The sequence below is a fragment of the Caulobacter sp. GW821-FHT10F06 genome (assembly GCF_058809215.1).
The window spans coordinates 13,920-27,688 of sequence record NZ_JBXASK010000006.1; the positions used below are offsets into that span (position 1 = coordinate 13,920).

Consider the following 13,769-nt stretch of genomic DNA (forward strand, 5'->3'; position numbering starts at 1 on the left):
AGAGGGAGACAATGGCGGGGAAGCAGATGGACGACGGTGATCGCAAGCGCGTCGCCTGGGCGGCTTACGAGTGGGCCCAGCAGCCCTATTGGGCGCTGATCGCGACCTTCATCTTCACGCCCTATTTCGCGGCCGGCTTCGTCGGCGACGCGGCGCGCGGCCAGAGCCTGCTGGGCTATGCCGGCGCCGTCTCGGGCCTGGCCATCGCGATCTTCAGCCCGCTGGTCGGGGCGGCCGTCGATGCGCGGCGCAATCCGCGCGCCTGGTTGATCGGCCTGGCGGTTCCGTTCGTGATCGCCAGCAGCGCCCTGTGGCTGGCGACACCGGGCGACGCGTCTCGCATCCTGCCGATCCTGGTCTGCCTGGTCGTGGCCGGGGTCACGGCCGAGCTGGGCGGATCGGTGATGAACGCCCTGCTGCCGATCGTCGCCAAGCCGGGTCAGGTCGGGCGGCTGTCGGGCACCGCCTGGGCCCTGGCCTATGTCGGGGCGCTGATCTCGCTGTTCATCGTGCTGCTGGGCTTTTCCCTGCCGGAGACGCCGTTGCTGGGCCTGAGCAAGGCCCTGCATGAGCCCGACCGCATCGTCGGCCCGATGGTCGCCGTGTGGTTCCTGATGTTCAGCTGGCCGCTGATGATCAGCGCGCCCCAGCCGCCGCCGGCCAGCGGGGCCAGGCCGCTCGCCGAGCTGTGGGAGACAATCCGCAGCCTGCCGGCCAAGCCGCACATGTTGAAGTTCCTGGTCGGCCGCATGCTGCTGGGCGACGGCATCTCCAGCTTCATCGCCTTCGGCGGCGTGCTGGCCGCCGGCCTGTTCGGCTGGACGACGACGCAGCTGGGTCTCTACGCCATCGCCCTGTCGGTGATGGCCGGGATCGGCACTTTCATCGGCGGTCGGGTCGACCAGAAGCTGGGCTCCAAGGCCACCGTGCTGATCGCCGTGGCGGTGGTGCTGTTCGGCGCGGCCGGGGTCGGCTGCGTGGGCAAGGACACGCTGTTCTTCGCCATTCCCGTCGCGCCGGCCATGCCGGGTGGGGCGCTGTTCTCCAGCACGCCGGAGCGGATGTTCCTGGCCTTCAGCCTGTTCGTGGGTCTGACCTTCGGACCGGCCCAGGCCAGCTTGCGGGCCTGGATGGCGCAGCTGGCGCCGGCCGGCGAGACCGGGCGGTGGTTCGGGCTCTACGCGCTGTCGGGCAAGGCCACGGCCTTCATGGCCCCGCTGGTGATCGCGGTCGGCACCCGCGCCGTCGGCGACCAGCGCATCGCGGTGGCGGTCTCGGCCCTGTTCATGATCGGCGGCGCCGTGGTGCTGCTGCGGGTGCCGGAACAGGCGCCTGACACCGAAGCGACGCCCGTCGCCTGAGACCGGTTGTGGAAGTCCGGGTGACCGGATTAGGCTGGCGTTGAAACGCCGTGGGGGCCCATGACCAAAGACCGCATCGTCCTGCTCGATTCCCTGCGGGGGCTCGGGGTGCTGGGCATCCTGCTCTGCAACATTCCCGACTTCGCCGTCGCCCCGGGCGTGGCCGAGTCGGTGAAGAACTGGCCGCACGGGACGGGGGCCGACACGGTCTCAGTCTGGGTGATCACCCAATGGCTGTTCCAGCGCAAGTTCGTCACCCTGTTCTCGATGCTGTTCGGGATCTCGATCTTCCTGGTCGGCGGCGAGCGGTCCGAAACCGAGCGCGGCGCGATCCTGCGCAAGCGGCTGATGTGGATGGTGGTGTTTGGCCTGCTGCACGGCTTCGCTCTCTGGTACGGCGACGTGCTGCTGAGTTACGCCTTGGCCGGCTTCGCGGTGATGCTGGCCCGGTCCTGGACGCCCAGGCGGCTGATCCGCACCGGCGCGGGGATCTGGGCGGGCCTGTCGCTAGCCTTCGTGATCGGGCTGGTGATGATGAATTTCGGCCCCCCTGATCCGGCCAAGGAGGCGCTCGAAACCGCCAAGGACGCCGCCGAGAACAGCGCCGCCGCGGCCCAGTACGCCGGGACCTTCGTCCAGTCGCTGGTCCAGAACGCCAAGGACCGGGCGCAATTCCTGATGGGCGAGCCGATCATCTTCGTGATGACCTGCGGCCTGATGATGCTGGGCCTGGGCTGCTTCAAGGCCGGCGTCTTCACCGGCGAGGCCTCCAAGAAGACCTATGCGACCCTCACGGTCATCGGGCTGCTGGCCCTGGCCGTGACCGGCGCGCTGTTCATCACCGCCGCCCTGACGGGCCTGCCCAAGCCGCTGATCCAGGGCGCGGGCTGGTTCCAGATCGCCACCGCGCCGCTGACCACGCTGAGCTATGTCAGCCTGATGGTCTTCGCCTCGCGCTCGACCGGGTTCTGGAAGGCGATCCCGGCCGTCCTGGCCCCGGTCGGCCAGATGGCCTTCACCAACTATCTGAGCCAGTCGCTGATCATGACCACGATCTTCTACGGCGGCCGGGGCCTTGGCCTGCACGGCAAGCTGGATCGTCCGGTCCTGGCCCTGCTGGTCGTCGTGACCTGGATCGTCCAGATCCTGTGGTCGCGCTGGTGGATGGACCGCTTCAGCATGGGTCCGCTGGAGTGGGTGTGGCGCCGGCTCTATCGCGGCCCGACGCCGATCCGACGGACGGCGGCCGCCTAGGTCTTCAGCGCCTCAGTCAGGGCCAGCGTGAAATAGTCCCGTGTCTGGCCGAACAGGTCGGGACGGTATTTGGCGCGCGGGTCGTTGGCCTGGTCGTCGTCGAAGGCGTGGGTGGCGTCGGCGAGGAACACGGTGTCGACGCTGAGCCCGTCGCGGGACAGGCGCTCCAGCGCCTTCTTCGGATGCTTCCAGCCGACCACCTGGTCCTTGCCGCCCAGCACCGACCAGACGCGCGGTCCGTACTGGCCCCAGCCCCGGCTGCTGGTCAGCGAGGGGTAGCTGGCATAGGGATAGACCAGCAGTGCGCCCTTGACCTGGGCCCGCAGCCGCAACGGATCGGCGTCCGGCAGGCCCGTGGCCCGGGCCGCGTTCACGCCGATCGCGTAGCCGTCCATGATCGTCCAGCCGCCATGGCTCCAGCCGGCCAGGAAGACGCGCTCATGGTCGGCCCAGGCCTGCTCCTCGAGCCAGGCCAGCATGGCGAAGACGTCGGCCGAGCGCTTGAGGCCCTGCAAGGTGGTCCCGGTGCAGACGAACAGCTTGCCGTCCAGGGTCGACATGCCGCGCGGCTTCAGCGAGTCGACCACAATGGCCGCGTAGCCGGCCGCCACGGCGGTCTGCGCATAGGTCTCCAGGAACGGCGTCTTGCCGCCGCAGCCATGCAGGATCAGCGCCACCGGGAAGGGGCCGTTACCCGGAGGCTTGAACACCTTCGAGTGCTGGACGACCCTGGCTCCCCAGGCGGCGCTGTGCATGGCCGTTCTACTCCCTGCGTCGTCCTCGTCCTTCGACAGGCTCAGGATGAGGACGATGGCTGTGGCGGCGCATTAGAGACCCTCATCCTGAGCTTGTCGAAGGACGAGGGTCACGCACCAAGACCTAGTGACGGAACACTCGCACGCCGGTGAAGGCCATTGTGAGGCCAAGCTTGTCGGCCGCCTCGATGACCTCCGGATCGCGCATCGAGCCGCCCGGCTGGATGATCGCCGTGGCGCCGGCTTCGGCGGCCTGGATGAGACCGTCGGCGAATGGGAAGAAGGCTTCCGAGGCGCAGGCGCAGCCCTGGAGGTCGAGCCCGAAATCGGCCGCGCGCAGCGCCGCGATGCGGGCGCTGTCCTTGCGGTTCATCTGGCCGGCGCCCACGCCCAGGGTCTGGCCGGCGCGGGCATAGACGATGGCGTTGGACTTGACGTGCTTGCCCACGGTGAAGGCGAACAGCATGTCGCGCACCTCCTCGTCGGTCGGCTGACGCTTCGTGACGATCTTCAGGTCAGAGGCCTTGATCCGCGCGTCGTCGCGCGACTGAACCAGGAAGCCGCCGGCCACGCTCTTGAAGGTGTCGCCGGTCGACAGCGCGTCGGGCAGGCCGCCGGTGACCAGCAGGCGCAGGTTCTTCTTGGCGGCGAAGACCTCGATGGCGTCGTCGTCGGCTTCCGGGGCGATCACCACCTCGGTGAAGATCTCGACCATCTGCAGCGCCGCCTCGCGGGTCAGGCGCGAATTGACGGCGACGATGCCGCCGAAGGCCGAGGTCGGGTCGCAGGCCAGCGCCCGCTCATAGGCCTCGCGCTGGCTGCCGCCCACGGCCACGCCGCAGGGGTTGGCGTGCTTGATGATCGCCACGGCCGGGCCGTCGGCGGGATCGAACTCGGCGATCAGCTCGAAGGCCGCGTCGGTGTCGTTGATGTTGTTGTAGCTCAGTTCCTTGCCCTGCAGCTGGGTCGCCGTGGCGACCCCGACGCGCGGGTTGGGGAAGGCGTAGAAGGCCGCCTTCTGGTGCGGGTTCTCGCCATAACGCATGGTCTGGCGCAGCTCGCCGGCGATGGCCTTGCGAGCCGGGAAGTCCTGGCCCAGGGCCTGGGCGAACCAGGCCGAGATCGCCGCGTCATAGGCCGCCGTGCGGGCATAGGCGCGGGCCGCCAGGGTCTGACGCAGAGCCAGGGTGGTCCCGCCGGCCTTCAGGGCTGCCAGCACTTCGGCCAGATCCGAGGGATCGGTGCAGACAGCGACATAGCCGTGGTTCTTGGCCGCCGAGCGGATCATCGCCGGGCCGCCGATGTCGATGTTCTCGACGCACTCGGCGTAGCTTCCGCCCTTCGCCACCGTGGCCTCGAACGGATAGAGGTTCACGTACAGGATATCGATGCCGCCGATGCCGTGGTCGGCCATGGCCTGAGCGTGCTCGGGGGCGTCGCGCACGCCCAGCAGGCCGCCGTGGACGATGGGGTGCAGGGTCTTGACCCGGCCGTCCATCATCTCAGGGAAACCGGTCAGGTCCGACACGTCCTTGACCGGCAGGCCGGCCGCGGCGATCGCCGCCTTGGTGCCGCCGGTCGAGACCAGCTCGACGCCCGCCTCGTGCAGGACCTTGGCCGCCTCGACCAGGCCGGTCTTGTCGGAGACCGACAGCAGGGCGCGCTTGGGCGAAACGAGATTGGGGGCGGACGGATAGTCGGGGGCGGCGGGCACGGCGGGACTCCGGGTCTGGTGGAAGACGGTAAGGGAGCCCAGGCGCGCGGCTTATGCGTTGCGAGCTCCCCGGTGGTCGCCCACCTTCAACGCCAGTCACTCGAACGGGGCGGAAAATACGGGCGAGGGCCGGGGAGTCAATGCGATGTCGAAGATCCTGCGTCAGAGGGGGAGCCTCTTACGGGCGGGCCCGCCTCAGCCCTTCGCCAACCGCGCCCTCACGGCCTTGAACAGCATGGCCATCTCGATGTGCGTGTAGACGTACTGCCGCTCGAACAGCCAGGTTAGCAGGCGGTCATAGGTGTCGTCATAGTCCGCCAGCGGCACGCTGCCCGGCTGGTCGGCTTCGCGCTGGAGCATGGCCAGCAGCTCCGGGACGTCGGCCGCCAGGGCGGCGCAGACCTCCGCCACCTCGTCGTCCGTGAACTCCGGGACGTGCCGCGAGCGGCCGGGATCCAGCGGCGGTCTGCGCGCGAAGCCCATGCCTAGCCCTCGGCCCGGGTCAGCTTCCAGCGGATCTTGGCGCCGACCTCGGGGCGGACCTGGCTCTTGAGCACGATCTGGCCGGCCTTGCGGGCCTGGCCGTGATCGAAGTGGGCCGAGGCGGCGATCTCGACGTCGACGGCGTCGTTCCTCAGCCACCAGCCGATGTTGGACGGTCCTCGGATCAGCACGCTCTTGCCGTCGCGGGCGATCGAGGCGCGGGCGTCGGGGTGCAGGTGGAAGCGGGCGGCGAAGGGCAGGTAGCGGCGCGGGCCGGCGGCGTCGCCCGGCGTCAGGGGGATCAGGCTGTCCTCGCCGCGCAGCTCGTCGCTGCCCGTGTCGAGGAACAGGCGGCGGGCGTGGTTCAGGCCCAGGCGCCGCCAGCCGTCGTGGACGATGTCGAGCCAGACGCCGTTGTCGCCGTCGTGGCGCTTGACCTGCACGTCGGTCGCGCCGTCGATCAGCCAGGGGCCCAGGGCGTGGGCGCGGAAGCCCGACAAGGGCCGGCCGGCCGAGCCGTCGCCGACCGAGATGGTCGAGGCGGCGTCCGACAGGCGGAAAGCGTTGGCGCCGGTGGCCTCCGGGCTCCAGCCGCAACTGGTGATCAACCGGTCCTTGCCGCAGACGATCTCGACGGCGGCGGGCTGGGCGCAGGCGGCGCGGCTCAAGGGACCGGTGGGCGGCGGACCGGTGTCGGCCATCACCTGGATGCTGGCGCCCTGCATCCGCTGGAAGCCGACATGCGGGGCGCTGTCGGGCGGGCGCGGGCCGGCGTCGTCATGGGCGAGAGCCGCGGCGATGCGGCGGCTGGAGACGGCCTCGCCGCCGTGGAAGGCCGCCAGCTGGCCGTCGGCCAACGTGAAGAACCGCGCGGCCGAAGCCAGGCGGTCGATGGCCCGCGACACCGTCTCGGGCGAAGGGCGGCCGCGCTGGCCCAGGGCGTCGTCGAGGGTCAGCAGGTCGAAGAGCAGCTCCAGTCCGGCCTCGGGCGAGCGGCTGGCGTGGCCGCCGTCGCCCAGCACGATCAGGTCGATCTGGGCCGCGACGATCTTCATCGCCTTGTCGATCAGCTTGTCGCCGGGGCCTTCGGCCAGCACGCAGCCGGCGATGGCGGCGGCTACGGCGCGCTCCAGCAGGCGATCGGGCTGGTCGGAGGCCTTCAGCAGCTGGCGGGCCTGACGGGCCAGATCCATGGAAAGATCGGCGACCTCGGCGTCGGAGCCCTCGGCGGCCAGGGCGCGGGCGGCGCAGGCCAGGTGGAACACCCGTCGCTCCAGGCACTCGCCGCTCCAGGAAAACGCGTTCCAGCGGCCGAACACCCGGCGCCAGTCGTCGATCAGCCGCAGGGCCCGGCGCGCGCCGTCGGGGCCGGCGGCCATCAGGTCGGGCAACCAGTCGAAGCGGTGCAGGTTGATGGCGAAGCGGCGGGTCGGGCTGGGGGTGTCGAACGGATCGCCGGCCTCGCCGATCCTCAAGGCCCCGCCCGACAGGTTCATCACGCCGCCGACGATCTTGCGGCCGTGCTCGGCGTCGACGGGACGGGGATCGTGGGGATGGGCCGCCAGGCCCTTGGGCCGTGGCAGCGAGATCAGCATGCGGTGCGGCGGCGAGCCGAACCACTCGCGCTCGACATGGGCCTGGATGTTGGCGCCGATCGCTCGCGTCAGGATCCCGCCGCGCGGGAGGGCGGGGAGTCTCGGAAGGCCGCGGGCGAAGCGTTCCAACACCATCGCGCCGGTCAGCCGCCCTTGAGCGCGCGGATGTTGGCGGCGTAGGCGTCGGGTCCGCCCTTGAACACCGCCGAGCCGGCGACCAGGGCGGTGGCCCCGGCGGCGACGCATTGCGGGGCGGTGGCCGGGGTGACGCCGCCGTCGACCTCGATGATGATGTCGAGCCCGGCCTTGTCGACCATCCTGCGAAGGGCCTCCACCTTGCGCAGCTGGCCGGGAATGAAGCTCTGGCCGCCGAAGCCCGGATTGACCGACATCACCAGCAGCAGGTCGACGTCTTCCAGAATCCACTCGACGTGGTCGATGCTGGTCGAGGGATTGAACACCACGCCCGCCTTCGCCCCCAGCTCGCGGATGCGCTTGAGCGAGCGATGCAGGTGAGGCCCGGCTTCCGGGTGGATGCTGATCAGGTCGGCCCCGGCGGCGCGGAAGGCCTCCAGATAGGGGTCGGCCGGGCTGATCATCAGGTGGACGTCGAACGGAATCCTGGCGTGCGGCCGGATCGCTTTGACGATGTCGGGACCCAGCGTGATGTTGGGCACGAAGTGGCCGTCCATCACGTCGACATGCACCCAGTCGGCGCCGGCCGCCTCGATGGCGGCGACTTCCTGTCCGAGCTTGGCGAAGTCGGAGGCCAGGATCGACGGGGCGATGAGCGGTGCGGCGGTCATGCCCTTGGCTTAAACGGGGTCGCGGCCTCGGACAAGGCGGGGCTTCAAGAGCTGTCATCCCGGCCAAGTGCGAAGCGCGCCGAGCCGGGACCGCAACAGGCTCAGCGCTTCCGGCGGTCCCGGCTCTGCGCTTCGCTTGGCCGGGATGACAGATTTAAAGGCGAACGAACCGCGCCGCGAAGAAACCGTCCTGGCCGCCTTCGAGGTGATGCGGCAGCAGGCGCAGCGTGCCGCGCTCGGTCAGGCTGGCGGCCGGCGCGCCGGCCTCGCCCGAGGCGATCGGGTCCAGGCGCATGTCGGGGCGACGGGCGAGGAAGGCCTCGACCTGGGCCTCGCCCTCCTCGGGCTCCAGCGAGCAGACGCAATAGACTAGGCGGCCGCCGGGCTTGGTCTTGTCGGCGGCGGCGTCGAGCAGGCGGGACTGGACGCCGGCCAGGCTGGCGACGTCGCCGGGCCGCGCGGCCCACAGCACGTCGGGGTGACGGCGGAAGGTGCCGGTGGCCGAGCAGGGGGCGTCCAGCAGCACGGCGTCGAAGGTCCGCGCGTCGTCCCAGGCCCCGGCGTCGGCGGCCACGACCTCGGCGGTGAGGTTCATGCGCTTGAAGTTGTCGGTCAGGCGCTCCAGCCGGGCGGCCGAGCGGTCGACGGCGGTGACCGTGGCGCCGAAGGCGGCCAGTTGCAGGCTCTTGCCGCCAGGCGCGGCGCACAGGTCGACGGCGGTCTCGCCGGCCTTGATGTTCAGCAGGCGGGCGGGGATGGCGGCGGCGGCGTCCTGCACCCACCAGCCGCCGTCCTCGAAGCCCGGCCAGGCGGCGACGTCGCCCTTGCGGGCCAGGCGCAGGGTGCCGCCGGGCAGCACTTCGCCTTCCAGGCGCTCGGCCCAGGACGCGGCCAGGGCGGGGTCCTTCAGGGAGAGATCGGTGGCCGGCTCCTTGGCGATCTCGCTGGCGACGGCGCGGGCGGTGTCGACGCCCCAGGCGCTGGTCCAGCGCGAGATCAGCCACGGCGGGGCCAGGTGTTCGGGATCGTCGGACGGCGGACCGTCGCGCAGCAGGCCGCGCAGCACGGCGTTGACCAGGCCCTTGAACGGCCGGCTGGCCTTGTTGGCTCCGGCCAGCTCGACGCTGGTGGCGACGGCGGCGAAGGCGGGGACCTCCAGATAGAAGGCCTGCACCGCGCCCAGGCGCAGCAGGTTGCGCACGCGCGGCGGCGGCTCCTTCTGAAGCTTGGCCGACAGGGCGCGGTCGATCGGTCCCAGGCGGCGCAGGGCGGCCATGGCCAGGGCGCGCGCGAAGGCTCGCTCGCGGGGCTCCAGGAACCGGAAACCGTTGGCGGAAGCGGCTTCGTCGATGCCGCCGCGACGCGACAGGGCCGCGTCGATGAGGTTAAGCGCGGCTTCCCGGGCGGGGAGGCCGTCATTGAGTTCTTGAGTCACCGCCTCGCCGTGCCCCGAGGCGACGGCGAGCGCAAGCGATTTGAACGAAAAATCAGGCCGCGCCTAAGCGATCGCGGGCTTGCGGAAGGCGCTGGTGACCACGGTCAGGCCGAACACCAGGAAGCCGCCGACCACCGACAGGCCGCCCACGGCCAGCAGCGGCGCATAGACCGCCTTGGGACCGGCCTGGCCCAGATAGAGGTAGAGGCCGCTGATCATGCAGACCACCCCGACGTTCGACAGGGTGAAGTTGACGATCTTGATCCAGTTGGGAACGGCCTGGCCCAGCAGGGCGTAGAAGGTCCCCATCAGCGCCATGGTGATCCAGCCCAGCAGGTTCAGGTGGGCGTGGGCAGAATAGGTGGCGTGGTTCTCGGTAATGGCCATGGTCAGGCCCCAGCCCAGGCCGATCATCCCGTAGAGGGCGGCGGCGGCGAAGAAGGCGTGAGGCCAACGATTGGTGTTCATGTCGGATTCCCCCGGTATCTGAACGTGGTTATTTGAAGCCGGGGGTTGAACACCGCCAAGCTGGCGCGATCAAGTGCGATGATGTTAAACCTTCGTCATGTCTGATCTTTCCGACCTGCCGCCCGAGCTGGGCGCCGCCCCCGACAAGGAACTGTCCCCCGCCGCCCGCCGCGCGTTGGAGGAAGCCGCCGCCCGCCGCGCCGCCGCCGAAGCGGTGGCCATGGCCGAGGAAAAAGGCGGCCGCGACGGCCCCGAACCGACGCGGTTCGGCGACTGGGAGCGTCGGGGCGTGGCGGTGGATTTCTGAGGGCTAGTCGCGGGACCCCTTGCGACGTTCGGTTCAGCAGCGCCCACTCCGGCACGTCGCCTATCGGCGCCGCGCCACCTCCCCCGTTTTACGGGGCAGGAGAAGAGCAGCATCACCCTCCTGCCCCGTAGCGAAGCGTGCGGGGGAGGTGGCGCGATGCGAATACGCATCGTGACGGAGGGGGCGTCCGGCGCCGGCCGTTAGACGACATTCTCCTCACGTTCCTCATAGGATCGACTAACGTCGCGTCTCCAGATCCGAAGGAGGTCGTCGCCTTGCGCCTGTTCGCCCAGTTCCGAGCGGTCCTCGCCGCCCTTCTCGTCCTCGCCGCCACGCCGGCCCTGGCCAAGCCCGCCCCCACTCTGACCGCCGGCGCTGTCGCCTCGCCCGACCGCTACGGCGCGCTGGCGGCCGAAGAGGTCCTGAAGGCCGGGGGCAACGCGGTCGACGCGGCGGTGGCCACGGCCTTCGCCCTGGCGGTCACCTATCCCGAGGCCGGCAACCTGGGCGGCGGCGGGTTCATGACCCTGGTGATCGACGGCAAGCCCTACTTCCTCGACTACCGCGAGACCGCGCCCGCCGCCGCCAAGGCCGACATGTTCCTGGGGCCGGACGGCGAGCCCGTCGCCGATCTCAGCCAGTACGGCAACCTGGCGGTCGGCACGCCGGGCACGGTGCGCGGCATGGCCATGGCCCACAAGCGGTTCGGCAAGCTGCCCTGGGCCAAGGTGCTGGCGCCGGCTGTCCGCTATGCTCGCGACGGCTTTCTGGTGACGCCGCAGCTGATCGGCATTCTGGACGGCAGCCGGGCGCCCCTGGCCAAGACCAATTTCGAGGCGAATTTCGGCGGGCTGAAGGCCGGCCAGATATTCCGCCAGCCGGCCCTGGCCGACACCCTGGCTCGTATCTCCAAGGATGGTGACAAGGGTTTCTATGAAGGCCGGACCGCCGAGCTGATCGTCGCCCAGATGGATCGCGGCCCGACCAAGGGTCTGATCACCAAGGCCGATCTGGCCGCCTACAAGGCCGTGTGGCGTGAGCCGCTGCGGGCGAGCTGGCGCGGCTATCAGGTGATCACCGCCCCGCCGCCCAGCTCGGGCGGCATCGCGCTGATGCAGCTGTTGCTGATGAAGCAGGACGCGGCCAAGCTGTTCGCGGGCGTGCCGCTCAATAGCCCGCAATATGTCCACCTGGTCTCGGAGATCGAGAAGCGGGTCTTCGCCGACCGGGCCGAATATCTGGGCGATCCGGATTTCGTGAAGGTCCCGGTCTCGAACCTGATCGACCGCGCCTATGTCGCCCGCCGCACGGAGCAGATCGATCCGGCCAAGCCCTCGCCGACGCCGTCGGTGAAGCCGGGCCTGGAGCGGCCGCAGACCACCCACTTCTCGATCGTCGACAAGTGGGGCAACGCCGTCTCCAACACCTATACGATCAACGGCTGGTTCGGGTCGGGCGTGGTGGTCGAGGGCGCAGGCTTCCTGCTCAACAACGAGATGGACGACTTCTCGGCCAAGCCCGGCGCGCCCAACATGTTCGGCGTGGTGGGCGGTTCGGCCAACGCCATCGCGCCGGGCAAGCGGCCGTTGTCGTCGATGACCCCGACCATCCTGACGAAGGACGGCAAGGTCGCCATGGTGATCGGCACGCCGGGCGGCTCGCGGATCTTCACCTCGGTGTTCCAGGTGCTGGCCGACGTCTACGACCACGGCCTGTCGCTGGCGCAGGCCCAGAAGCAGCTGCGCTTCCACCACCAGCTGCTGCCCAAGGACACGATCTTCTTCGAGCCCTATGCGCCGGCCTCGGCCGAGCTGCGCAAGGGCTTGGAGGCGATGGGCTATGTTCTGGAAGACCAGGACTACAACGGGGATATCGAGGCCATCCAGGTGGTCGGCAAGACGCCGGTTCCGGCGGCCGACCCGCGAGCGCGCGGCGTGGCGGTGGTGGTGAAGTCGGGAAAATAGATGCTCCCCCTCCGGGGGAGCTGTCGCGGAGCGACTGAGGGGGTCTTCAACGGCATAGACCGGAGAGGACCCCCTCCGGCCCTCTGGGCCACCTCCCCCAAAGGGGGAGGATCTAAGCGCCCGTCTCAAACCCCCGCCATCTCCGCCACCACCTTCAGCGCCGCCTCGCGCGGGTCGTTGGCCGCCGTGATCGGGCGACCGCAGACCAGGTGGCTGGCGCCGGCGCGGAGGGCGGCTTCGGGCGTGGCGGCGCGGGCCTGGTCGTTCTTGGCCGACCAGAAGGGACGCACGCCCGGCGTCACCACCAGAAAGTCCGGGCCGGCGATCTCGCGGGCCAGGGCCGCTTCATGGGGCGAGGAAACGATGCCGTCGACGCCGCAGTTGATGGCCTGGCGGATGCGCCGCTCGACCAGGTCGCGGGCCCCGAAGGCGTAGCCCATCTCGTTGAGATCGGCGTCGGTCAGGCTGGTCAGCACGGTCACCGCCAGGATCTTCAGGTCCGAGGACCCGCGCGCCAGCACAGCCGAGCGCATCACCTGCGGTTCGGCGTGGACGGTCAGCAGGTCGCAGCCGGCCTGCGCCAGCACCCGGGCCGAGCGCTCCACCGTCGCGCCGATGTCGTGCAGTTTCCAGTCGAGGAAGACTTGCTTACCGTTCTTCTTCAGCTCGCCGGCCAGGCCCATGCCGCCGGTGGCCAGGAGCTCCAGGCCGATCTTGTAGAAGCTGACGCTGTCCCCCAGCCGCTCGACCATGTCGCGGGCTTCATCGACGGTGGGCAGGTCCAGCGGGACGATCAGGCGCGGGTCGGCGGTCATGGCGAAGGGCCCCCAGGGGTTGGCGCGCGCCAGCGTTCACCCTAGGAAGGGCGGGAACGGGCGCTTTGATAAAGGTAAGGACGTCGAATGACCGAGGCCAAACTCGCCGTCAACTTCTTCGTCGCGCTGTTCGCCCTGATCGACCCGATCGGCAACGTGCCGCTGTTCGCCGCCGCCACGCTGGGCGCCGCCGCCGCCGGGCGTCGGATGGTGGCGGTCTATATCGGCCTGTTCGTCGCGGCCTTCCTGATCTTCTTCTATTTCACCGGCGTCAGCCTGCTGGCCTTCTTCGGCATCTCGATGCCGGCCTTCCGCATCGCCGGCGGCATCATCCTGTTCATCCTCGGCCTGGACATGGTGCGCGACGACTTCACCACCATGTTCGCCGACGCGGCCGAGGGCGTCGAGGGCCAGTCAGCGCGGGTCTACGCCAAGCAGCGCTTCGAGCGCCTGATCGTGCCGTTCGCCATGCCGCTGCTGATCGGGCCCGGCGCGATCTCGACCGTGATCATCTACGCCGCCGAGGCCAAGCCGTTCGGCTGGGCGGGCCTGGGCCTGGGCGTGGCGGTGATCTCGGCGGTGTCGGTGGTGCTGGTGGCGGTGTTCTGGGCCTCGCCTTTGATCAGCCGAGTGCTGGGCCGGATCGGCATGAGCATTGTGGTGCGGGTGCTGGGCCTGATCCTCTGCGCCCTGGCGGTGCAGTTCGTGCTGATCGGCGTGGGCGACGCCACGCGCGGTCTGGTGCGCCAGGACGCCAAGGCGCCGTACGCCGAAAGCCGGTAGGGCGGAACGACAAGCTTCGCCTGGCGTTC

13 protein-coding genes and 1 riboswitch are annotated in these 13,769 nt (G+C 70.0%); of the genes, 5 read left to right on the forward strand and 8 right to left on the reverse strand.

Features of this window, described 5'->3' with window-relative positions; all coding sequences use genetic code 11:
• Nucleotides 1–11 precede the first annotated feature (11 nt).
• A complete protein-coding gene (locus AC1RUS_RS14090; protein ID WP_492917147.1) occupies nt 12–1,361 on the forward strand; it encodes an MFS transporter in 1,350 nt (449 codons plus the stop codon).
• A 60-nt stretch (nt 1,362–1,421) separates the two neighbouring features.
• Nucleotides 1,422–2,615 carry a DUF418 domain-containing protein gene (locus AC1RUS_RS14095; protein WP_492917149.1) on the forward strand — a complete coding sequence of 398 codons (1,194 nt, stop codon included), beginning with the start codon at nt 1,422–1,424 and terminating at the stop codon, nt 2,613–2,615.
• Here the strand turns inward: AC1RUS_RS14095 and AC1RUS_RS14100 are convergent.
• From AC1RUS_RS14100 to AC1RUS_RS14130, 7 genes are all read right to left on the reverse strand, one after another.
• On the reverse strand, nt 2,612–3,370 hold the full coding sequence (locus tag AC1RUS_RS14100; protein WP_492917151.1) for a dienelactone hydrolase family protein: 759 nt from the start codon (nt 3,368–3,370) through the stop codon (nt 2,612–2,614). The genes AC1RUS_RS14095 and AC1RUS_RS14100 overlap by 4 nt on opposite strands.
• Nucleotides 3,371–3,494: 124 nt before the next feature.
• A complete protein-coding gene (gene purH / locus AC1RUS_RS14105) occupies nt 3,495–5,084 on the reverse strand; it encodes a bifunctional phosphoribosylaminoimidazolecarboxamide formyltransferase/IMP cyclohydrolase (RefSeq protein ID WP_492917153.1) in 1,590 nt (529 codons plus the stop codon).
• Nucleotides 5,085–5,113: 29 nt separating this feature from the next.
• Nucleotides 5,114–5,194: riboswitch (ZMP/ZTP riboswitch) on the reverse strand.
• An 85-nt stretch (nt 5,195–5,279) separates the two neighbouring features.
• Nucleotides 5,280–5,567 (reverse strand): hypothetical protein, encoded by a 288-nt coding sequence (locus AC1RUS_RS14110; RefSeq protein ID WP_492917155.1) that lies wholly within the window; start codon nt 5,565–5,567, stop codon nt 5,280–5,282.
• Between the two features lie 2 nt (nt 5,568–5,569).
• Nucleotides 5,570–7,291 carry a heparinase II/III family protein gene (locus AC1RUS_RS14115; protein ID WP_492917157.1) on the reverse strand — a complete coding sequence of 574 codons (1,722 nt, stop codon included), beginning with the start codon at nt 7,289–7,291 and terminating at the stop codon, nt 5,570–5,572.
• Between the two features lie 14 nt (nt 7,292–7,305).
• The gene (rpe, locus tag AC1RUS_RS14120; protein ID WP_492917159.1) at nt 7,306–7,968 is read right to left on the reverse strand and encodes a ribulose-phosphate 3-epimerase; all 663 of its coding nucleotides are present in this window, start codon (nt 7,966–7,968) and stop codon (nt 7,306–7,308) included.
• A 154-nt stretch (nt 7,969–8,122) separates the two neighbouring features.
• Nucleotides 8,123–9,403 carry an RsmB/NOP family class I SAM-dependent RNA methyltransferase gene (locus AC1RUS_RS14125; protein ID WP_492917161.1) on the reverse strand — a complete coding sequence of 427 codons (1,281 nt, stop codon included), beginning with the start codon at nt 9,401–9,403 and terminating at the stop codon, nt 8,123–8,125.
• Between the two features lie 63 nt (nt 9,404–9,466).
• Nucleotides 9,467–9,871: a hypothetical protein gene (locus tag AC1RUS_RS14130; RefSeq protein WP_492917163.1), complete on the reverse strand. Its 405-nt coding sequence runs from the start codon at nt 9,869–9,871 to the stop codon at nt 9,467–9,469.
• Nucleotides 9,872–9,968: 97 nt separating this feature from the next.
• On the opposite strand from AC1RUS_RS14130, the gene AC1RUS_RS14135 reads away from it, so the two are divergent.
• Nucleotides 9,969–10,178 (forward strand): DUF1674 domain-containing protein, encoded by a 210-nt coding sequence (locus AC1RUS_RS14135; RefSeq protein ID WP_492917165.1) that lies wholly within the window; start codon nt 9,969–9,971, stop codon nt 10,176–10,178.
• A 275-nt stretch (nt 10,179–10,453) separates the two neighbouring features.
• Nucleotides 10,454–12,142, forward strand: a complete 1,689-nt coding sequence (gene ggt / locus AC1RUS_RS14140; protein WP_492917167.1) for a gamma-glutamyltransferase — start codon at nt 10,454–10,456, stop codon at nt 12,140–12,142.
• Nucleotides 12,143–12,267: 125 nt separating this feature from the next.
• On the opposite strand, the gene pyrF is transcribed toward ggt, so the two are convergent.
• Nucleotides 12,268–12,957, reverse strand: a complete 690-nt coding sequence (pyrF, locus tag AC1RUS_RS14145) for an orotidine-5'-phosphate decarboxylase (RefSeq protein ID WP_492917169.1) — start codon at nt 12,955–12,957, stop codon at nt 12,268–12,270.
• Nucleotides 12,958–13,044: 87 nt separating this feature from the next.
• Between pyrF and AC1RUS_RS14150 the strand changes: the two genes are divergently transcribed.
• Nucleotides 13,045–13,740: a MarC family protein gene (locus AC1RUS_RS14150; protein ID WP_492917171.1), complete on the forward strand. Its 696-nt coding sequence runs from the start codon at nt 13,045–13,047 to the stop codon at nt 13,738–13,740.
• Nucleotides 13,741–13,769 lie beyond the last annotated feature (29 nt).